Annotated in this window: 20 protein-coding genes and 1 pseudogene; 3 read left to right on the forward strand and 18 right to left on the reverse strand. The window is 66.2% G+C overall.

What is annotated here, in order from left to right:
• Nucleotides 1-4: 4 nt before the first annotated feature.
• Together rfaE2 and Q0Q48_RS25140 are read right to left on the reverse strand one after the other, a co-directional pair.
• Nucleotides 5-1,633: a D-glycero-beta-D-manno-heptose 1-phosphate adenylyltransferase gene (rfaE2, locus tag Q0Q48_RS25135; RefSeq protein ID WP_366915309.1), complete on the reverse strand. Its 1,629-nt coding sequence runs from the start codon at nt 1,631-1,633 to the stop codon at nt 5-7.
• A 186-nt stretch (nt 1,634-1,819) separates the two neighbouring features.
• The gene (locus tag Q0Q48_RS25140; protein WP_295144319.1) at nt 1,820-2,170 is read right to left on the reverse strand and encodes a hypothetical protein; all 351 of its coding nucleotides are present in this window, start codon (nt 2,168-2,170) and stop codon (nt 1,820-1,822) included.
• Nucleotides 2,171-2,612: 442 nt separating this feature from the next.
• On the opposite strand from Q0Q48_RS25140, the gene Q0Q48_RS25145 reads away from it, so the two are divergent.
• A complete protein-coding gene (locus Q0Q48_RS25145; RefSeq protein WP_295144366.1) occupies nt 2,613-2,807 on the forward strand; it encodes a hypothetical protein in 195 nt (64 codons plus the stop codon).
• A gap of 40 nt (nt 2,808-2,847) precedes the next feature.
• On the opposite strand, the gene Q0Q48_RS25150 is transcribed toward Q0Q48_RS25145, so the two are convergent.
• The 13 genes from Q0Q48_RS25150 to Q0Q48_RS25210 form a co-directional block, all read right to left on the reverse strand.
• Nucleotides 2,848-4,047 carry an acyl-CoA dehydrogenase family protein gene (locus tag Q0Q48_RS25150; RefSeq protein WP_295144322.1) on the reverse strand — a complete coding sequence of 400 codons (1,200 nt, stop codon included), beginning with the start codon at nt 4,045-4,047 and terminating at the stop codon, nt 2,848-2,850.
• Nucleotides 4,048-4,156: 109 nt separating this feature from the next.
• The gene (locus Q0Q48_RS25155; protein WP_295144326.1) at nt 4,157-5,104 is read right to left on the reverse strand and encodes a tripartite tricarboxylate transporter substrate-binding protein; all 948 of its coding nucleotides are present in this window, start codon (nt 5,102-5,104) and stop codon (nt 4,157-4,159) included.
• Nucleotides 5,105-5,119: 15 nt separating this feature from the next.
• Nucleotides 5,120-5,983: a TauD/TfdA family dioxygenase gene (locus tag Q0Q48_RS25160; protein WP_295144329.1), complete on the reverse strand. Its 864-nt coding sequence runs from the start codon at nt 5,981-5,983 to the stop codon at nt 5,120-5,122.
• Between the two features lie 101 nt (nt 5,984-6,084).
• Entirely contained in the window at nt 6,085-7,044 is a 960-nt protein-coding gene (locus tag Q0Q48_RS25165) for an OmpA family protein (RefSeq protein WP_295144331.1), read from the reverse strand.
• Nucleotides 7,045-7,206: 162 nt separating this feature from the next.
• Nucleotides 7,207-7,989, reverse strand: a complete 783-nt coding sequence (locus tag Q0Q48_RS25170; protein ID WP_295144334.1) for a 3-hydroxybutyrate dehydrogenase — start codon at nt 7,987-7,989, stop codon at nt 7,207-7,209.
• Between the two features lie 23 nt (nt 7,990-8,012).
• Nucleotides 8,013-8,768 (reverse strand): acetoacetate decarboxylase, encoded by a 756-nt coding sequence (locus Q0Q48_RS25175; protein WP_295144335.1) that lies wholly within the window; start codon nt 8,766-8,768, stop codon nt 8,013-8,015.
• The gene (locus Q0Q48_RS25180; protein WP_295144337.1) at nt 8,765-9,913 is read right to left on the reverse strand and encodes a patatin-like phospholipase family protein; all 1,149 of its coding nucleotides are present in this window, start codon (nt 9,911-9,913) and stop codon (nt 8,765-8,767) included. The genes Q0Q48_RS25175 and Q0Q48_RS25180 overlap by 4 nt, the downstream gene beginning before the upstream one ends.
• Nucleotides 9,914-10,076: 163 nt before the next feature.
• The gene (locus Q0Q48_RS25185; RefSeq protein WP_295144338.1) at nt 10,077-11,153 is read right to left on the reverse strand and encodes a nucleotidyltransferase family protein; all 1,077 of its coding nucleotides are present in this window, start codon (nt 11,151-11,153) and stop codon (nt 10,077-10,079) included.
• A 96-nt stretch (nt 11,154-11,249) separates the two neighbouring features.
• Nucleotides 11,250-11,465, reverse strand: a complete 216-nt coding sequence (locus tag Q0Q48_RS25190; protein WP_295144339.1) for a lasso RiPP family leader peptide-containing protein — start codon at nt 11,463-11,465, stop codon at nt 11,250-11,252.
• A 30-nt stretch (nt 11,466-11,495) separates the two neighbouring features.
• A complete protein-coding gene (locus Q0Q48_RS25195) occupies nt 11,496-11,774 on the reverse strand; it encodes a PqqD family protein (protein ID WP_295144342.1) in 279 nt (92 codons plus the stop codon).
• Nucleotides 11,775-11,858: 84 nt separating this feature from the next.
• Nucleotides 11,859-13,466 carry an asparagine synthase-related protein gene (locus tag Q0Q48_RS25200; protein WP_295144344.1) on the reverse strand — a complete coding sequence of 536 codons (1,608 nt, stop codon included), beginning with the start codon at nt 13,464-13,466 and terminating at the stop codon, nt 11,859-11,861.
• Between the two features lie 125 nt (nt 13,467-13,591).
• On the reverse strand, nt 13,592-14,020 hold the full coding sequence (locus Q0Q48_RS25205; protein ID WP_295144346.1) for a lasso peptide biosynthesis B2 protein: 429 nt from the start codon (nt 14,018-14,020) through the stop codon (nt 13,592-13,594).
• Nucleotides 14,017-14,961: a hypothetical protein gene (locus Q0Q48_RS25210; protein WP_295144349.1), complete on the reverse strand. Its 945-nt coding sequence runs from the start codon at nt 14,959-14,961 to the stop codon at nt 14,017-14,019. The genes Q0Q48_RS25205 and Q0Q48_RS25210 overlap by 4 nt, the downstream gene beginning before the upstream one ends.
• A 135-nt stretch (nt 14,962-15,096) precedes the next feature.
• On the opposite strand from Q0Q48_RS25210, the gene Q0Q48_RS25215 reads away from it, so the two are divergent.
• Complete coding sequence (locus Q0Q48_RS25215) at nt 15,097-15,885, forward strand: phytanoyl-CoA dioxygenase family protein (protein WP_295144351.1); 789 nt, start codon at nt 15,097-15,099, stop codon at nt 15,883-15,885.
• Nucleotides 15,885-16,880 (forward strand): phytanoyl-CoA dioxygenase family protein, encoded by a 996-nt coding sequence (locus Q0Q48_RS25220; RefSeq protein ID WP_295144354.1) that lies wholly within the window; start codon nt 15,885-15,887, stop codon nt 16,878-16,880. The genes Q0Q48_RS25215 and Q0Q48_RS25220 overlap by 1 nt, the downstream gene beginning before the upstream one ends.
• Here the strand turns inward: Q0Q48_RS25220 and Q0Q48_RS25225 are convergent.
• From Q0Q48_RS25225 to Q0Q48_RS25235, 3 genes and pseudogenes are all read right to left on the reverse strand, one after another.
• Nucleotides 16,799-17,770 (reverse strand): hypothetical protein, encoded by a 972-nt coding sequence (locus tag Q0Q48_RS25225; RefSeq protein WP_295144357.1) that lies wholly within the window; start codon nt 17,768-17,770, stop codon nt 16,799-16,801. The genes Q0Q48_RS25220 and Q0Q48_RS25225 overlap by 82 nt on opposite strands.
• Entirely contained in the window at nt 17,767-19,446 is a 1,680-nt protein-coding gene (locus tag Q0Q48_RS25230) for an ABC transporter ATP-binding protein (RefSeq protein WP_295144360.1), read from the reverse strand. Before Q0Q48_RS25230 ends, Q0Q48_RS25225 begins: the two co-directional genes overlap by 4 nt.
• Before the next feature lie 70 nt (nt 19,447-19,516).
• Nucleotides 19,517-20,002, reverse strand: a pseudogene (locus Q0Q48_RS25235) (hypothetical protein); the annotation flags it as partial.

The raw sequence follows: 20,002 nt of genomic DNA on the forward strand, positions 1-20,002 counted from the left end.
AGCGCTATCGTTTGTTGATGAGGCGCGTGCTGGAGTGACCCGGCACGAGGTCGATGGTCCGCACCCGCCCGCCGGCCTGCCGCACGATGTCCCCGCCGACGATGTCCTCGATCCGGTAGTCGGCCCCCTTGGTCAGGAGATCCGGTTCCAGACGCGCGATCAGGTCGCGTGGCGTGTCCTCGTCGAAGACCACGACGAGGTCGACATGCCCGATCGCCCCGAGGATTTCCGCACGCGCCTCCTCGTCCTGCACCGGCCGTGTCTCACCCTTGAGACGTCTCACCGAGGCGTCGCTGTTCAGGCCCACGATGAGCCGGTCGCATTGGCGGGCCGTTTCGCGAAGCAGGGCTACATGGCCCGGGTGGAAGAGATCGAAGCAACCGTTTGTGAAGCCGACGCTCAACTGCTGCCGGCGCCATTGTGCGCGCAGCAGCAAGGCGGTCTCGGCCGACACGCGGGAGCCCTTCGGGACCGGCAGCAGGCCCGCGAAGACTGCGCGTTCGTGTTCGATTTCCGCAGCGGAGACCGTGGTCGTTCCCGGCTTGATCACCGAGACGCCGGCGGCGATGTTGGCAAAAGCCATTGCTTCCTCGACCGGCCGGCCCTCGGCGACGGCGAGTGAGAAAGCTGCGATTGCCGCGTCTCCGGCCCCGGTCACATCGACGATCTCGTGCGCATGGGTGGGCATGTGGATTGCCGAGCCGTCCGGTCTGACCAGCGACATGCCGTCCTCCGAGCGCGTCACGAGAACGATGGCGCCCGTCGTCGCGGCGAGGGAAGAGGCGGCCACCTCGACCTGCCGGTCATCGTTCGCCGGACGGCCCGTGGCTGCTTCCAACTCGCGACGATTGGGCTTGATGAAGCTGGCACCGCGATAGTCCTCGAGGTTGCGACGCTTGGGATCGACGATCACACGCAGTCCGGCTCGAGCCGCCAGCGCCACCGTGGCCTCGATCACCCGATCCGTGACGAGCCCCTTGCCGTAGTCGGAGATCACCACGAGACGGTATCCGTCCATCCGCGCCTGCAGCGCGGCGATGATCTGATCTTCACAGGCCGGCGTGATCGGCGTCGTGACTTCCCGGTCGAGGCGCAGGAGCTGATTGTGTCGGGCCAGGAAACGGGTCTTGACCGTCGTCGGCCGTCCCGGCGTCGCGACCGTGTCGAGCGAGACGCCGGCCTGGCGCAGAAGCCGTATCAGCCGCTCACCTTCGGGATCGGCGGCCACACAGGTAATGAGATGTGCAGCTCCGCCCATGGCGGCGATGTTGAGGGCCACATTGGCGGCACCGCCCCCGGATTCGACGGTATTCTCCTGCCGGATGACCGGCACCGGAGCCTCCGGTGAAATCCTGTCGACGCTTCCGAAAACGGAGACGTCGAGCATCGCATCGCCGATGATCAGAATGGGAGTGGCTGCGGCGATCCACGGGGCCAGTCTCGGGGCGAGCGAGGCCGTGGACCTCGACGAGCGATCGTTGGCCGGCGCTCCCGTTGGCGCGCCTCCCTGATGATGCCGCTCGGATTCCATTCCCCTGCCCTGATCGGACTGCGTCCGGATCGCCGTATTCGGGCCCATGCTAACCCGGCTCATATCGCTCCGCCACTCGCGGTGCCGGGACCCCGTCGACATGTCCGGCGGGGGGGCCTCTGTGCCGCTGCTTCCTGTCGTCAGCTCCGCGACGGCTCTCGCTACTGCATATCCGCTGAGATTCGCAGAGGTGCGGAAGAATGGGTTCGGCAAGGGGCGGGCGGGGAGGGTGCGCGCCCTTCCCGGCGTCGGGCTTGCAGATCTATCGCAGGGACCTGCGCCAGCCGGTCATTTCAGCTCGGCGATGCGCAGTTCCTCGGCGCGTTCGCAGGCGGCCGCAGCGTCCTTGTACCGCTTGAGGTCGAGGTAGGCGCGCGCCAGGAATTCATAATGGGCAGGCTTCTTGTATTCGGTCGCCGCGACCCTCGTGAGCAGTTGACGCGCGGCGGCCCGTTCCTTGGCGGCGACAAGGGCACGCACCGCCAGGCAGGTTGCCTCGAGATTGATCGCCCGGTCGGTCTTGATGCCTTCCAATTGTTCGTAGGTGTTCGTCGTCTCGTCCCAGTCGCTACGGGCGAAGGCGGCGCGCATTTCCCCGAGGAGCTTCTTGCCGAGTTCGATCTGTTCTTCTTTGGTCACGGTACTATCCCCCTCTTTTTCATCGGCGTTGCGAAAATGGTTGGCGAAGCCAGAAGGGTAGTTCCGACTGGATTCCAGTCCTTCAAGTCCGGGGCCGATGAGTCAATGCGGAACATAAGGCTGTCACTGGTGGTCGATTCCGCGAATGCGTATAGCTCAAATCGTGCCATCGTAAATGGCCGTGCCTCATGAAACTTTGGCGAACGAAGCGACCTTCAGGATTCACTTCCGACCGGCCTTGAGTCGGCTCCCTCGGCAAGCCTTGTGACCCGCGGCAATTTGCAGTGAAGCGTCCAACGAAGAAGGCATCGGCTCGCGAGGCCGCCCGTCTTCGGAACTCCGCGTGCCGCGTTTCGTTCTCGCTGCATCACATGGGAGTGACCGCATGGCCGCAGGGAAGAAGGTCACGAAGAAGGTCGCGAAGAAGGCAGCCCGGAAGAAGGTGGCACGCAAGCGCGCCGCCAAGCGCGAACTGATCGACACCGGGACGAACAAGCTCTACGTCCGGCGCAATGCACGTGGCACGTCGTTTGAGGAAGTGGAAGACGTCGGGCGCTCCCTGACGGCGGATCGCCGTCGCAAGGCAAAGACCGTTGCCAAGCGCGGACAGGGCGACAAGGGAGACCGGCGCCGCTAGGACACTGGCGCCCCCACTGCCTGTCCGGCCGGGCGTTCGATCAGATGTTCTGGAGCTTGTTCTCAACGCCGAGGATGTGGCGGCCGACCATTTCGGCATGGCCCATCATGCCCTGCAGATGCTGGCTGGCGCTCATGGCGTCGCGGAAGCGTCGTTCGAACGGTGCCGAGTTCAGGATCGCCGTCGTGCCCGCGGCGCGATAGGCGGCGATCGACACGTCGCTTGCCTCGTTCATCCCATAGGTGGTCGCCAGGCGAAGCCTCATGCGGCCGTCGACATCGAGCTTGCCGTTCGCGGCCTTGTCGTAGGCCGCGAGCACCTCGGCGTGCAGGTAGGCGCGGGCGGCCGAGAGCTTGGCCTCGAGCAGGGCGATTTCGCGCTGGATCGCATTGTTGGCCGACATGGCGTTGATCGACGCGCGGCTATGCTTGCCGCGCGCCAGATCGATGTAGGCCTCAAGCAGGCGACGGGCGAGTCCAAGGGTCACGCTGCAGAAGCCGCTTGCATAGAGCAGGGTCGAGCCCATCGTGTAGAGTGGCCCGGTCTCGCGCCGCTCCTGCAGCGCGTCGCGCGCTGGCGCATGCGCGTCGGGAATGAACAGGTCCTCGACCGTGTAGGTGTCGCTGCCGGTGCCGCGCAGGCCCAGCACGAACCAGTCGTCGACGATCTGGGCGTCGCTGCGTTTGAACACGAAACTGCGGTCGTCGGGCTTGCCGTAGCGCTGATGTGGCGTGCCGTCCGGATTCTGCACGGCGCTGTGCGCGCCCATCCAGGTCGTGTGCCGGCCGCCGCTGGCGAAGCTCCAGGTGCCGCTCAGCCGGTAGCCACCCTCGACGCGGACCGCCCGACTGTTGCCGTGGCGCGCGCCCCAGGCAAGACCGACGCCGGGGTTGCCGAAGCAGGCGAGGGCCGCGTCGTGGGGCATGGCGGCGGCCGAGGTCGCCGAGGAGACGTTGGACTGGTTGACGAACCAGGCGACGCTGGCGTCGGCCCAGGCGATGGCCTCGACGGTCCTGCAGAACTGGATCAGCGGCAGCTCGGCGCCGCCCAGGCTGCGCGGCAGCAGCAGGCGCAGCATGTCGTTCGCCACCAGCGCGTCGACCACTTCCGGCACGACCTCGCGTCGGCGGTCCATCTCCGCACCGTGCTCGTCGAGCAGCGGCTGCAGGGCGCGCGCCCGTTCGGGGGCGCTGAGGATTGGGGCGGCGAGGGTAGGGGCCGGTTGAACGCGGGAGTCCATGGAATCCTCGGGGATGCGTCTTGTGTCTGCTTTCCCATCCCATACTGGACCGCGCGGGCAGGCGGTCAATCGGTCGGCGGCAAGTGCCACTACCCAGCGAAAGGGGCGCCTATCCGGCGATGTCGGCGGCAACGCGCCGGTCGCGCGCGACGGCCTCGACGATGGCGGCCGGCCCGTCGAACTGCAGGGGGATGTTGGCGAGCCGCGCTTGGGTCTGCACGGACTTGTCGTTGCGCAAGCCCAGCAACGCGGCCGTCAGGCGGTTGGCCACCGGCGACGGCGTCGCCAGGGGCGCGAACAGGCCGAAGCTGATCGTGTAGGCGAGCTTGGGGTCGCCGACGAGCTCGGCGAGGGTCGGCACGTCCGGCAGTTGCGGCGAGCGGCGGGCACCCGACGTCGCCAGCACGCGCAGCTTCGTGCGGTTGCGGGCATTGTGGAGCAGCGCGGTCCGCGTATCGATGACCGCGATGTCGGCGCGGCGCGTCAGCAGCATGTCGACGGCGGCGTTCGTGCCCGCCACCTCGACAGCATCGAACGGCAGCTTCAGTCGGCGCTCGATCAGCGCCAGCAGCAGCCCGACGGTCGAGTCGCGGCCCGTCGTTGCTGCCTTCAGCCGGCTGGCATGCGCCGCGGTCAGCAGATCCGTCCAGTCCCGGATATCGGAGAGCTGGTTCACCGCCAGCGCCGTCGAGAAGCCGCGCGTTATCTTGGCGATCGGCTGCAGGCGCGACAGCAGGGGCTCCGCGGGCGTTTCCTGCAGGATGAGATTCAGGATTTCGGCGATCAGCAGCAGACGCCCGTCGGGTGGCGCGTCGATCACCTCGAGCGCGGCCCGCCGCCCCGCCTGGCCCAGCGTATAGTCGAACTCCACGGGCTCATTGAGCGCCGTCGAGAAGCCGTCCTGGATGAGCTGGGCGCAGAGGTCCGTGGGATTGCCGACACCGAAGCCGCAGATCAGGCGAACCGCGGTCGTGGCCGCGGTCGCGCGCCGGCCAACGAGCGCCGCAGTCGTCAGCGCAGCGGCACCCAGCAGGGCTTTACGTCGGGGCAGCCTCATGCGTGCGATGATACGTCAACGCGCCAGTGCCGTCTCGCTCGCGGGGTCGCCGGCGATGCGACTATGCCACATGATGCGCTTCTGGGTCATGTCCCACGGCGTCGCCTGGTGCAGCAGGCAGCGATTATCCCACACCACCGCGTCGCCCGGCGCCCAGTCGTGATGATAGAGGCGTGGCGGCTGGCAGGCGAAGTCGACCAGCTCCTGCAGGAAGCGCTCGGACTCGGCCGCGTCCATGCCGGGAATGGCGTGGGCATGGCGGCCGATCAGCAGCGACTTGCGCCCGGTCTCCGGGTGCGTCTTCACCAGGGGCCGCAACGGCACCGGCCCGTCGTGCAGGCCATAGCCGCTGTATTCGCCGTCGGCCGTCTTCGTCTCGTGGCCAAGCTTCGACTGGCTGTAGTGCAGCGAGTGACGGGCCTGCAGTGTCTCGACACGCGCCTTCAGTCTCGCATCGAGGGCGTCGTAGGCCGCACGCATGTCGGCAAAGCCGGTCTGGCCGCCGATGGTGGGCACGACCTCGGCACTGAATACCGCGCCCTTGGCCTGAACCGGCATGTACGTGCTGTCGGCATGCCAGCCCATGTTGCCTTTCAGGATCTTCATCATGTCGTCGTTGTCGCTCTCGGCCCGCAGGCTGCCGTCGGCGCGCACGTTGCTGATCGCGGCCATCTCGAACTCGAGTGGCCCGAAGCGGCGGGCGAACGCGATCTGCTCGTCGCGCTTGAGATGCTGATCGGGGAAAACGAGGAGTGCGTACTGGAGCCACGCGGCATGAAGGGCGCGCCACCCGGTCTCGTCGAGGTTGGCGAGCTTCACGCCGGTGACAATAGCGCCGAAGGTGGCGTCGAGCGGGGCGATGTCGAAGGTGCGTGCCATGCGAGTCCTCCTGGTTGTTTTCGCCAGTGTAACGCACTCGCCTCAAAAGAGAACGGCCGGGCGATCGCCCGGCCGTTCGTGTCCGCCGATCGGGGACCCGCTTACTGGATCACGATCTCGACGCGGCGGTTCTGCGGCTCGCGGACATTGTCGCCGGTCTGGACCAGCAGGCCCTGCTCGCCGCGGCCGAGCACGGCAATGTTCGTCGCCGGCACGCCCTCGCGGACCAGCGCATCCTTGACGGCATTGGCGCGACGCAGCGACAGCGCCATGTTGTAGCTCTCCGAGCCCGACGTATCGGTGTGGCCGGTCGCCGTGATGCGGGCGTTGCCCTTCTGCTTGTAGGCATTGGCGGCCTGGCGGATCGTGGTCAGCGCCTGGTCGCTGAGGTTCGAGCGATCCCAGTCGAAGAACACCATGAACGACGGCGGGGTGACCGGCGCGGCCGCCGGCGGCGGTGGCGGGGCCGCGGCCGGCTGGCCGAACTTGTAGGAGACGCTCAGCATCGTCGTGATGTTGTTGTTCTGGTACACGCCCGGATTCGTCGTGCCGTAGTAGCGGCCGTCAAGATTGACGCGGAAGTTCTGGTCGACGTTCCAACCCAGGCCGATGATGCCCTGGTAGGCGAACTGGGTGCTGCAGAGCGAGCAGCCGTTGATCGAGGAATCGGCGAAGGCGATGCCGGCGCCCGCGCCGATGTATGGCGTGATCGTGGCGCCCGGGATGAAGTCGTAGAGCAGGTTGGCCATGATGGCGAGCTGCTCGATGCGGCCGTTGGTGTTGCTGAAGATGTTGCCGAAGTTGGCCGTGCCGCGGCCGTTATTGGAGCGGAACACGCCTTCCAGCTCGACCCTGGGACCCACGAAATCGTAGCCGACGAAGCCGCCGACCGCATAGCCGAGGTCCATGTTGTAGTTGTTGTTGTTGAGCAGCCAGTTCAGGCCGCCTTCACCACCGATGTAGATACCGGGGTTGGATGGGCCGGGGCTCCACATCGACTGCGCATTGGCGGCCATGGGTACAGCCATCAGTGCTGCAGCAGCGAGAAGTGCCTTTTTCATTTCAACAATCCCTCGTTGGGTGACGCGTCCGGGCTGACGGACGCACGCCGGACCAACGAGGGTTGCCGAGATTAAGTTGCCGGTTCTGGGGAACCGGCGGCCACTCACCCCGCCACCGTGGCTCCGAGGCAACAGTGTGGCAGGACTACTGCACAATCAGTCTTACTGCATGAACCAGCCGTGGCTGACCACGGCGGACTGACCGCTGTGTACGGTGCTCTTGGCCGCGGCATAGAAGAGGACCGCATCGGCCACGTCGTCGGTCGTGGTGAACTGGCCGTCGATCGTGTCCTTCAGCATGACGTTCTTGATCACCTGTTCCTCGGTGATCTTCAGTTCCGCGGCCTGCTCGGGGATCTGCTTCTCGACCAGCGGGGTGCGCACGAAGCCGGGGCACACGACGTTGGATGCCACGTTGTATTCCGCGCCTTCCTTGGCCAGCACCTTGCTGAGGCCGATCAGGCCATGCTTGGCGGTGACGTAGGGGGCCTTGAGCTTGGAAGCTTCCTTGGAGTGCACGGAGCCCATGTAGATCACGCGGCCGTACTTGGCGGCATACATGTGCTTCAGGCAGGCCTTGGTGGTGAGGAAGGCGCCGTCGAGATGGATCGACAGCAGCTTCTTCCAGTCGGCGAAGGGGAAGTCGACCAGCGGCTTCACGATCTGGATACCGGCGTTGCTGACCAGGATGTCGATCTTGCCGTACTTGGCGATCGTATCGGCGACGCCTTTCTCGACCTGCGCCTCGTCGGTGACGTTCATGGCGACGGCGAAGGCATCGCCGCCCTTCGCCTTGATCTCATTGGCCGTCGCGGTCGCGGCGTCGAGGTTGAGGTCGGCGATCACCGGCGTACCGCCTTCGGCGGCGAGACGCAGTGCGATTTCCTTGCCGATGCCCGAGGCGGCGCCGGTGACGATGGCAATTCTTCCCGTGAAACGCGACATGGCTGATCCTTCTCTCTTGCCGGTTACTTTGCGAGATAGTCGAAGACAACTTCACCGAGGCCCAGGGTCAGGTCGGTGACGTAGTGGCTGGCCGAGACGACTTCCCGTACCGGCAGGCGCGAGACGTCGCACATGGCATGATCGAAGAGCTGCAGCGCCGCCGGGCCCGTCCAGGCGCCCTTTACCGTCACGTCTTCGCAGTAGTAGCGCACGAGTTCGCAGATGCGGGGTGTGCAGTCGACGTGCGGCACGATCTTGATCATGAAGGCCGGCTTGGCGAGCGCCTTGATCAGCGGCGCGTGGTCGAGTTCGCGATGCTTGTAGCCCATGGTACCGCTGACGCAGAGCACCGAGCCGTAGTGCAATGTGCAAACCAGTGTCTCGTTCTCGTGGCTGATCTTCGGCGAGGCGAGCTTCTTGGGGAATCCCCAGATCTCGCGACCGCCCGCGATCGGCGAATTGTCGTCGAGATACATGGCGTGCACGTAGCCGCCTTCCTGCACCTGGCCGTCCTTGTCCTTGAAGCGCACCGGAATGACCTGCCCGGTTTCCGTATAGTCGCCGAAGCCCGTGGAATCTGGCATGCGGATGAACTCGTAGTTCACCGTGTCGCCAACCACCTCCAGCGGTTCCGGCACCAGCGCGCGCAGCACCTCGGGATCGGTGCGATAGGTGATGACGACGAACTCACGATTGTAGAATTTGTACGGCGGCTTTGGGTAGCTCGGATTGTTGAGCGGCATCGCAAAGGCGTTCTTGCGGACATCGTCGATCTTCATTTCCGGGGCTCCTTGCGGCCCTGCAGGGCCAGGTCGAACGTGAACACGCCGTCCGGACTCTCCGGACGCTGCAAGACTTCTGGATGTTCGAGCGTGCGGGTCATGTCGGAGTAACCCGACTCCCAGTGCTCCTCCATCGTGCGGCGCGAGAACTCGTAGTCCTTCGACGAGCCCTCGTATTTCCGCGCGTGATAGATCGTGTGGATGATGTTGTAGACCTTGCTGTCGGCTTCCTTCGCCACGAGTTCGCCCTCGGGGGACTGCCGCAGCTCTGGCGGCATGTCGGCCAGCAGCTTGGCGGTGGCGCGCCGCAACGCCTGCATCTGGCGGAACTGGTCTGTGCCGGCGCGCGTGCGGCTGGAGTAGCGGATGTCCTTCATGCGCGTGTCGACCTCGACCATGTCGCGGGGCAGGTCGCCGCGCGCGCTCCACAGGTCGATCTGGAAGGCGAGCGTGTCGGCACGCGGGCGTGCATCGAGTACCCACTGCAGCGGCGTATTCGAGACGACGCCGCCATCCCAATAGAACTCGCCGTCCACTTCGGCCGCGGGAAAGCCCGGTGGCAGCGAGCCGCTGGCGATCACGTGCTGCGGCCCGATCGTATGGGTGTCGTTGTCGAAGTAGATGAAGTTGCCGGTCCTGACGTTGGTGGCACCGACGCTGAAACGCATTTCCTTCGCGTTGATGAGGTCGAAATCGACCAGCCGCTCGAGCAGGCTCTTGAGCGGTGAGACGTCGTAATAGGCGAGATTGCCCGGATTGCCGGCGGGCGTGAAGATCGGTGGCGGGAAGCGCGGCTTGAAGAACTCCGGCGCGCCGAACATTAGCGTTCCGATCGAACGCATCTGGTTCACGAACTGATGTTCCATGTCGCTGCTGAACTCGAGGCCCTTCATCAGCGGCAAGCCCATCGGCGACCGGGTGATGGTCTCCCAGAAGGTGCGCAGCTTCTCGACGCGGCGCTCCGGCGGATTGCCCGCGATCAGCGCGGAGTTGATGGCGCCGATCGAGATGCCGGCCACCCAGTCGGGGTGGAGATCCGCCTCGGACAGCGCCTGATAGACACCGGCCTGATAGGAGCCCAGCGCACCGCCGCCCTGGAGGAGCAGGGCGATCCGCTCGAAGGGAGGACGGGGGCGGGGCACGGACTGTGTAGTGATCGCGCGGTCTCCTCTTTCGGCCGCCACGGTGCGGCGACGCTATCTGGCCTGCCCTTGGGACGGCGGCAACCGCATTTCCGCAATTTCCGGACCGAACCCTTAGCGGCTCCTGATTATGGCGGCATTACAGACGCCGTCCCATGGGAAGTCAGGCACGGCGGGTGACGATTCTGTAGGCGAGCCGGCAGGGGCGGCTCGCGTAGTAGGCGCTCCAGAGAGCAGGCGGCAGCCTCATCGCCTCGTAGTCGCCGGCCGTCGGGGTGAAGGCGAGTTTCAGGGCCCCTCTCACGCGGTCGATCGTCCGGTCGCACAGGAGAAGATCGGCGAAATGCTCGACCTGGGCCGGGGGCGGCAATCCCCGCCGCATCGTCTCCGCCATCGAGGCGGCCCGCTTCTGAACGGGCTCGCTGCCGGCGATCCGGGATGCAAGCACCTTTGGGACGGCGACATCCAGCAGTTCCCGCGCCATTGCACAGCCCAGCAGGAGCGCGCGGCCGCAGCCCCGGGCCTGCGCACGCCCATGCAGGGATGCCCAGTCGAGGTCACGATGCCGGTCGACCATGCGGGCGAAATCGCTCACCCATTTCAACTGCGCCCAGTTCTCCTTCGTGCCATGCCCGGCCAGCAGCAGGGCGAGATTTGGGACCGAAAGGACCGGCACGTCGCGACCGCCGACAGAGAGGCGCGGCGGATCGTCCCAGATCTCGTCCGGTGCGACCGGGAAGGGAACGTGCGTGCCGCAGAACCCCCAATGCAGGTCGATTGCAGTACCGTCGTCGTTCCGGATGAAGGCGAACTGCCGTTGAGACGCGAGGAAGGCGCGCCGGAACTTCCTGTCACCGTGCGGGCTGGCATATCCCATGGATCCGATCACGTCCTCGGCATCGTCGGCCCGTCGTTGCGGCACGATCACGTCGATATCGTTGTATTCCCGTCCGGCAAGGCCGCCATAGAGCGTGAGAGCCAGGGTCGGGCCTTTGAAGGCCACGAAGGGGATCGATCGGTCGGACAGGGAAGTCGCCAGGCGGTGCAGTTCGCCGGCCAGGGCGAGGGAATTCAGCAGGTGGCTTTGGCGAAACCCTTCGAGATCGGCCCTTGCATCATCCGGAACGGTCTCCCAGGAGAGTTTGCCCAGGCAGTCCAGGAGGGAGGGCCGAACCCCATGGCCTGCGGCCAGGCGTATCAAGGCGCGATGATCGATGCCGTTACGCAGCAATTCCTTCAAGCGCGTCGGATCGGGCTGCGGACGTGCCGCAAGACATAGGAACTGAAACTCGGGCGTCACCTCGACACCGGCGCTCGCGCCGTCGAGGCCGGCAGCTCAGGAAGTCGCTTCCCGAGATTGGCCATTCATCCCACCGCGCCCGGTGTAACGGTTCTTGCGGCCGTCACGGTTGCCCTTGGAAGTAAACAGGGTAAGCGTCACGTCGCGCAGGGCGCCCAGCTTGGTGAGGACGGGCGGCTCGTAAGGCTTCTTCCCTGAGACAGGCGAGAGCTTCGCGGCCTCATCACCCGTCTGCAATGATTCGTCCGTCATGGATCAGCCTTTCATCCTACCGAGGCTCTTCTATCGGGTCGCTTCAATGAGGCCTTCGGCCTCAAGGCTTCCAAGTATTTGCACGACATCCGCCTGGCAAGCGGCTTCCGATACCTCGAATTCAGCCATCACCGAAGCACAAAGATCGTTCGCCGACCGGGGCTGCTCGAGCGAATCCCAGATATGGACGCCTACGCCCTGGAGGCCGAAGTAAATCGCCCGATCGAGGTCCAGAATCGCGACTTCGTCATTGATCTTGCAGGAAACCTGCCGCGCCGACTTCTTGTAGAGCAGGGAAGACCCGTTCATGCCAATGGACCCAAGGATGCCAAGGCCTAGGGTAACAACAGATTTCTTGCGGAGCAAATGCGATAAGCCATTGATTTTGCCGCCTCATTGGCATTGGCACGCGAGCCAGTGGTCCAGCGCATGGGCGTTGAGCGACATCGCCAGATCGGGATCGGAGGCGCCGAGATCGGGCAGGAATTGCGGGTCGATGTAGCGGGCGAGCCGGTGCCCCTCCGGCAGGACCGGCAGGCCGACCTCCCGGATCGTCGCCACTTCCGGATAGCAGTCGAGCGGAGTCTTTCGGCGGGCCAGCACCTCCGCGGGCAGCCGGCCGCGCATGGCCCCGCGGATCAGCCGCTTGTTCCATCCCCACGGGATCGGTGGAACCGACAACATGAATTCGAGGACCCGGAGGTCGAGATAGGGATAGCGCCACTCGAAGCCGCCCAGCGTACCTTCGAAGGCATGGACGTCGAAGTGGCATTGCCAGATCGGGCTGGTGAACGAGCCGATCGAGGCAGGGTGCCAAGGATGCGACATGTCACCTCCCGTGCCGAGGGATTTCTGTCGTTCCGGCAGGGCCAGCCGCTCGGCGAAGTCGCGCCGGAGCCAGGGTGGTAACGTATCGAACGGCTCCAACTCGGCTTCCCGCTGCAGTCCGGTGTGGCGGCCGATCGTCCGCACCCAGCCGGCGATGCCCTTGGCCGTGCTGTACTCGATCAATGCCTGCGCCAGCCGTCGCCAGGACCGCTGCCGACGCAGCCATCCAAGATAAGCGTCCCGCTCCAGTAGGAGCGCATTGTCCGGACCTTCTCCATCCAGCCAGACGGGAGCGGCTTCAGCCATCTCCCGTGCGACCCGCTGAATGTCGTGGGCGTTGATCAGCGCCGTCATGGGTTCGGGGGACCGTAGCTCCCGCGCGCGCCATTGCGGATCGTAGGCGATGTCGTCGGCTGCTCGGATGCGCAACTCGATTCCGATATGGCGGGCTGCGAGAGAGGCGTAGTGATCCTCCCGTATGTGCATCAGTCGTTCGTAGTGCTCGCACTCCGCGACGATCCGTGACGGGTCGCCGGTCACTTGGACAGCGGTCGCCGCCAGGGTCGTCGAATCGAGGCCGCCGCTCATCGCGATGCCCACCCGGCCGGCGGGTAGACGGTCCGCCACCGCACGCGACAGCAGTTCGCGAAAGCGCTCGTGGTAGGCCTGGGCTCCATGCAGATAGATCGGTTCGGGGATATCGAGCCGCCAGTATGGGCGCAGCGAGAGACCGCCCCCGCCGAGCTTCAGCACATGCGCCGGCGCGAGCCGCTTGATGTCGCGATAGACGGTGCGCTCGAATTCGCGCGCCACGCCGAGGACCAGGAAGTCGGCGATCCAGTAGTCGTCGAGCACGTCGCTCGTCGGCACCTGTCCGGCCAGCCAGTCGAGCGAATCACCGACAATCCAGGCATCCGCTGTCCTCGAATGGAAGAGCGGTTGTACGCCCATCTGGTCGCGCACGCCGAGCAGGCACTGCGCAACGTCGTCCCACAGGATGAAGGCGAAGTCGCCGGCCAGGAAATCCGTGAAGGACTCGCCCCATTTCGCGTAGGCCAGCAGGCACAGCTCTGCATCGGAGTTCGAAGCGGCGGAGAGGCTGAGCCGCGAGCGGAGTTCGTCCCGTGCGTCGAGGCGGAAGCGGCCCACGATCCAGTAGCGTCCAGCCAGCATGGCCGATGTGCTGCCTCCTGCCGCGCTGAAGGCCGCACGTCCGGCCCGGCCGACGGTTTCGAAGCCGCGAGGGAACCGGCGGAGGTCGATTGGCTCGTCCCTGATATTGAGGAGCGCTGCGAACACTAGCCCGACATGCCTAACGTCTTGCTCGCGTCCCATGCCGTGAGACGGGCGTAGCGTTCGTGCTCTTCCTCGCCGATCACCACAATTCCATCGTGGACGAGCCAGGCGTGGGCCGTAAAGCCGGAGGCGTCGCGGGCGACCCCGATATGGACCTGCGACGGGTGACCGGCCGATGACAGCAGACGCTGGAGCGCCAGGGCCGAGGAAAGGCATGTGGTGCCGGGGACGCGCCGGGCGGCGGTCCGGACCGACCAGATGATGGGGTCTGCAGGCCGATTTGCGTCGCGGAGATGGCCGGCCCAGCGGCGCAGCCGCTCGATCGATAACAGGTGCAAGGCACAGCGCACGACGACCAGCGTCGCGGCGGCCCTGAGCAGCAGCAGTCGGTCGCCTCCCGGCAAGGCAAGAAAGGTCGCCAGCGGCCTCATGGTCCGATGATCCGGCGGATTTCGCGGGCGACGCCGTCGAGCGCCGCAACGGTGCGCGGATAGCGCAGCGCATGAACCGGCAGCAGATCCGCCACGCGGGCGACGAAGCGCATCTGGTGCTCCATGCGGCTGCTGCCGGCGTACCGTGTGTCCATCGCCGACGACATCAGGGTCTTCGCGAGTTCCAGGCCGCTCAGGCGGGCGCTCGAGACCTCCGTGATCGTGTCGTCATCGGGGTCGCCGAGATGGAACAGGGCGGCAAGCCGCGACGGCGCGCGATGACTGCGCGGCTCACGGCGCGGCCGTACCATGATCTTGCCGCTCAGCGCGTTGAAATGCCCGTCGGCGACGGCGTCCGGCAGGAAGCCGGTGGCGGGCTGGTCGAGCAGCTTGAGCCGATAGGGGCCGGGATGGGCCAGGATCGTGTCGCCGGCGAAGCTCACGCGCAGCATGTCGTCGGTTACGAGGTCGGCGCCGTGGCTGATCAGGTAGGCTGCCAGTGTCGACTTGCCGGCACCGCTTTGGCCCAGCAATCCGACGGCGCGACCCTCCATCTCGAGCACGGTCGCATGAAGAGTCTCCTCGCCCTGCAGGGTGAGCGACGCACTGACGACGAAGTTCAGGAGGTTGGCTTCGAAGGCCCTCTGCTCGACGTCGCCCAGCATGCGGCAGATGGCGGTACGGCCGTTCGCCGAGATCGTCGCCTCGAAGACATCGCTGGACTTCATGTAAACGCTGCCGTCGTCGAGAACGACGTGTTCGATCCAGTCATCGGGGTCGCGGGCGCCGCCGGGGACGATGGCCCGGAAATAGTCCGGCGATCCGGCGAGGAGCGTGATGTCGGCGCGGCCGTCGCTGCCGGCCGCTTCGTGCACCGACGTCAGCGGCAGCTCGCTCTCGATCACGAGGCCGTAGACGAGGTGGCGATGACGGGCGTTCACGTGCACTCCTGCCGGCGGCCCGGGGTGGACAGCTTGCATGCTCATAGCAGAATGTCTTGACTTCCTCGAACGTTGAGACAGCCTTGGCGCCGAGGCAATACCGCAAGGGCCCGGCTGGATATATAAGCGACGCACATGATCCGAATCGATTTTTCCGGGGTTCCGACCGAGGATCTCTCCCGGTCGAAGGAGGTCGAGGCGGCTTTCGACGGGTTCACACGCGAAGGCTACGTCATTCTCGACAATATTGTGCCGCAGGACACGATTCGCTCGCTGCATGAGGAGTTCCTCGAACGCTACGAGGACCAGATCCGGGATATGGAAACGCCCCAGTCGCTGGAAGTCGGTGCCCGGCGCTTCATGATTCCGCTGCATTTTTCCGGTGGCCTCGGGGCCGAGCAGGTCTATGCCAATCCCTATGTGATCGCGCTCGTGCGCATGATCCTCGACGACGAAGCAATCATCGATGCCTTCGGCGCCATCCTCTCGCTGAGCGGCGCCGAGGAACAGCACATCCACCATGACGGTCCGATCCTGTTCAACTCGGCGATCTCACGTCTGCTGCCGGCCTACGCCATGACATTCGCCCTCCCGCTGGTCGAGATGAACGAGATATCGGGCACTACGGCGCTGTGGCCAGGCAGCCACCGGCGGGGAGAGCACGAGGGCGCCGAGCCGGAACGGCCCACCATTCCGCTCGGCTCCGGTATGATGTGGGATTTCCGCACATACCATAGCGGGATGGCCAACCGGTCCGGCCAGGTGAGGCCGATGGTCTATGCCACCTATGCCCGGCGCTGGTACCAGGATCCGGTCAATTTCCGGAAGGAGACCCTGCCGCGCCTGGTCTTCGAGCCTGGCTTCCTCGGCAGCCTGCCCGAGAACCTTCGAAAGCTTTTCGCCCACGTGCGCTCCGCCGGCTGATGCGCGCATCTCCGGAGCAGTTCGCCTCGGCCGTCGAGAGGCTCCTGAAGCAGTCCGAATTGTCGCCCGAGGACACCGAGAAGCGATTCAAGGATGCTCTCGACATCGACCGCTGGCGCGGGCTCGTGCCGTTCGCCTCGATTGGAGGGGACGGCGGAGGCGACGACGGCCCGGCGCGCATCTTCGACGCCGATGCCGCACGCGAAAAGCGCCGCCTCGACAGCGAGGGCTACTTCCGGCTGCCGCAGGTGTTCGCCCCTGCGCTGATCGCCAGGATGCGCCGCATCGTCGAGGCGGTTCGCGCCGATGGCTGGCCGGTCGCCTTCGCCTTCGTTTTCGACGAGTTCTGGAGCATCGCGCGGTCGCCGCAGGTCGCATCCTTTCTCGAGTGGGCGGTCGGCGAGGGCTATCTGCAGAACACGGTCGTCTGGGCCCATTGGGTCGCGGGCGAGCGGCGCGTCGCCGGCTGGAGCCCGCACGACGACTACCGCGAGGGCGGGGACGCGTTCCTGTCGGCCTGGATCCCGCTTTCCGATGCCACGGTCGAGAATGGCTGCATGTTCCTGCTGCCGGCCGGCGTCTCGCGCGAGATTTCCGACGCCATGGATACCGACACGCCGCTGTCGCCACGCGTCGTTCGCGCGGCCCTGCAGGACGTGATTGCCCTGCCGGCTACCGCCGGCGCGATGATCGGTTGGCGCGGCAACATCCTCCATTGGGGCGGCGCCAATGCCGGAAGCGCCGAGCCCCGTCTCAGCCTGGCCCTCGAATTCCGGTCGAGGGGCGTCAGTCCGTCGAAATTTGAAAGGCCGCTGATCGACCCACGCGCGCCGCTGCCGTCTTTCCGGCTCCGGCTGTTTGCGATCACGAAGGCGTTGCGCGAGTACACCAAGTTCGAGCCGCTGCTGCTGCGCTACCTGCCGCTGGCCGAGCGCATCTTCGCCGAGACTTTGGACGCCAGTGCCGCCGCGTCGAACCCTCCGCCGGCATCGTAGGTCAGCCAGCCTTTTTGCGACGGCAACAGGCCGTCGGACAGGACGATCCCATCGCACAGCAGGCCGGTCACGTGACCGAACGTGCCACGTGTCGTGACCAGAAGATCGGCCTCGATCATCTCGCGCATGCTCCCGAACGGATCGGCGTCGAGGAACAACTGGCTCTCGGGAATGTCGAGCCGGGAGAAGTCGGCGGGGTCTCCCTGCGAGAAGACGCGCAGCGTGTGACCGACACCAAGCTCGCGCAGGATCGTGCGAAGCTGCGCGACGACCCGCGCCAGACAGGCCATGTCGGTCGCATCCTCCGAATGGAAGTCGTGCCGGTTGCGTCGCCGGACGTGGATGCAGACACTTGGCGACCCCTTCGGGCGGGGCGTCTTGTTCAGGCGGTACTTGCGCCTGAAGTCGCGAACGAGCGATTCCTCGAACGGACGATCTTCGTCCTCGACGCCGAACAGCGCGCGCAACGTGGGGAAGGTGAAGGCGAAATTGACGGCATCGTGCGGGCCCGCGTCGCCAACGCTGGCCTCGCCCGCCCCGAGATTGAAATGCGATTCCCAGGCCGCCGCCCATTCGTGCATCGGCCGATCGGCGTGATGGATCTCGGTGAACGGCGTGTGGACGTAGGTCAGGCCCTGGGCGCGTGCGAACTCGATGGCCCTCATCGTCATCAGCGATTGGGAACCGGCGCCCTCGTGCGTCGAGGCAACGCTGGTGATCCTGTCGAGTCTTCCGTGTCCGGTGAGCTGCCGCACATAGTGCCGGAACAGGACGTCATCGGCGGTGAAGTGCGGCGGTCGGCCGAGCGCTTCCTTGACGACATTCTTGGCAAGGCTGCTTGCATAGCCGAGCGATCCGAGCGCGAGCAGGCGCAGCGCCGCCGCGTTCACGCCAGCCTGCCTTCGACCAGCACGGCGTGACGGTCGGCCGCTGCGATGGCGGCGGGACGATGGGTCACGAGCATGATCGTCGCCCGTCCCTTCAGGCCGGCGATCGTCTCCAGGATGCGCTCCTCGTTGGCGGCATCGAGCGCGCTGGCCGGCTCGTCGAGCAGGATCAGCCGCGGTGCGCGCAGCAGCAGGCGGGCCAGGGCCAGTCTCTGGCGTTCGCCGCCCGACAGGTTGGCGCCACGGTCGCCGACGACCGTGTCGAGACCCAGCGGCAGCGCGGCGACGAAATCGCCGAGGCCGGCCAGCCGCATCGCCTCCCGCATCGCCTCATCGCTGGCGTCGGGTCGTGCCCAGGCGAGATTGGCGCGGATCGACGCGTGGAAGAGGAAGGCCTCCTGTGCCATCGTGCCGACCGACTGCCGCCAGGCTGGCGCGATCTGCGGCGTGAGTTCGCGCCCGTCGATCAGGATGCGACCCGATTGCGGTGTGAGCAGACCACCCAGCAGGTCGAGGATGGTGCTCTTGCCGGCACCGGATATGCCCGACAGCACGGTGAGCGAGCCGGCCGGCAGGGAAAGGTCGACGCCACGCAGGATTTCCGGCTGGCCGTCGTAGCCGAAATGGACGTCCTCCATCCGGATCTCGCGCTCGAAGGGGACTGGCTCCGGCGTGGCCGCCTCGGGTGCATCGGCCGCCGACTCGCAGGCTTCGATCTCGGAGGCAACCCACCGGTAGGCGGGGGACGCATGGACGAATTGCTGGCCGAGTTCCTGCACGCTCTGCAGCATCGGCAGCAGCCGCTGGAAGACCAGGATCAGCACCAGCAGGTCGGCCAGCGGCAGGCCGGCCCAGCTTGCGGCTGCCCACAGGAAGCCCGCCAGCGCGAGCGCGACGAGGCAGTCGAGCAGGAAGCCCGTGTCGGCCTGCAGGCGATTGGCCGCGAGATCCGCCCCCTCGGCACTGCGGGCGGCGTCGGCGAAGGCCTGCACATGCCGGGCCTCCGCGCCATAGGCCTTGGTGAGCTTCAGCGCCTGGAGGAATTCGGTGATCTCGCGGCTCACGCGCATGTTGGCGTCGGAAGCCATCTCGCCGAGCCGCCGGCTCTCGGTCAGCCGGTGCCGCATCAGCCAGATCAGGGCCGTGCCGAAGGCGATGGCGAGCGCGGTGAAACCCGGCGCGATGGCGAAGGCGACCACGAAATGCGCCGCGAGGATGGACAGGCGCGCCGGGACTTCGAGGAGCAGATGGGTCGCGTGCTCCACCCTGTCGATCTCGGTCGAGAAGAGCGCGTGGAAATCGGCGGTCCGCCGGCGAAGCAGATACGGCCACGAGGCGCGGGCGATGGCGGCGTAGGCCCTGACCCGTAGCGCCACCGCGAAATCGAAGGAGAGGCGGGCGGTCGCCAGCAGGCGCGTGCGCGAGACCAGCGCGCGGACCAGCACGATGCCCAGGAAGACCAGCAGCAGGCCGGGCAGGGTCTTCGGCAGGAGGGCGAGCAGGCCGCCCTGGGGACCGGCCTCGGTGGCGCCCAGCGAATTCAGCAGCGGCACGAGGAGGGCGAGGCCCAGCCCGTCGGTGGCCCCCGCGAGCACGATCAGCAGGCTGAGGAAGGCCAGCCGTCCTGGTCCCGCCTGTCCGCTGCGCAGGCGCCAGGCTGCCCTCAGATCATTGAGCATTTAGACCAGCCGGCATGGGCTGCAATCACATCCATGCCGCAGCGTATCAGGAGGATCGACGGCGCGCCTTCTACTCTGCAGCGGCGGCGAGGCGCAGGTCGGGCAGGGGGTGCGAGCGGTCGACCGGTGCACCGGCGTCGAATTTCTTCAGTTCAGGCATCACGGTGTCGGCGAACATCCGCATGTTCCGCGCCGCCTCTTCATGGGGCATGCCGGCATAGGAAAAGACGCCGACATAGCCGCAGTTGTTCGTCTGCTTGTGGATCGCCATGATCTTGTCGTGGACCTGCTCGGGCGTGCCATAGACCTGCAGGTCGGCGAAGAACTCGATGGCTTTCTGGTCGCCGTAGACCGCGAGCTTCTCGTTCATCTTGGCGTAGTACTCGTAGCCGCGCTGGTTCTTCATGTGCGCGCCGGCGAACTGGTAGTGGTCGAGCACCGTGCGGTAGTAGCCGCCGATGTACCTCACCGCCATCTCTCGCGCGCGCTCGGCGCTTGCGTCGACGAAGGTCCAGCCGGCCGAGATCGGCTGCGGCGCGTCGCTGCCGTTGATCTC

The sequence above is a fragment of the uncultured Reyranella sp. genome (assembly GCF_945957355.1).
Lineage (GTDB): Bacteria > Pseudomonadota > Alphaproteobacteria > Reyranellales > Reyranellaceae > Reyranella.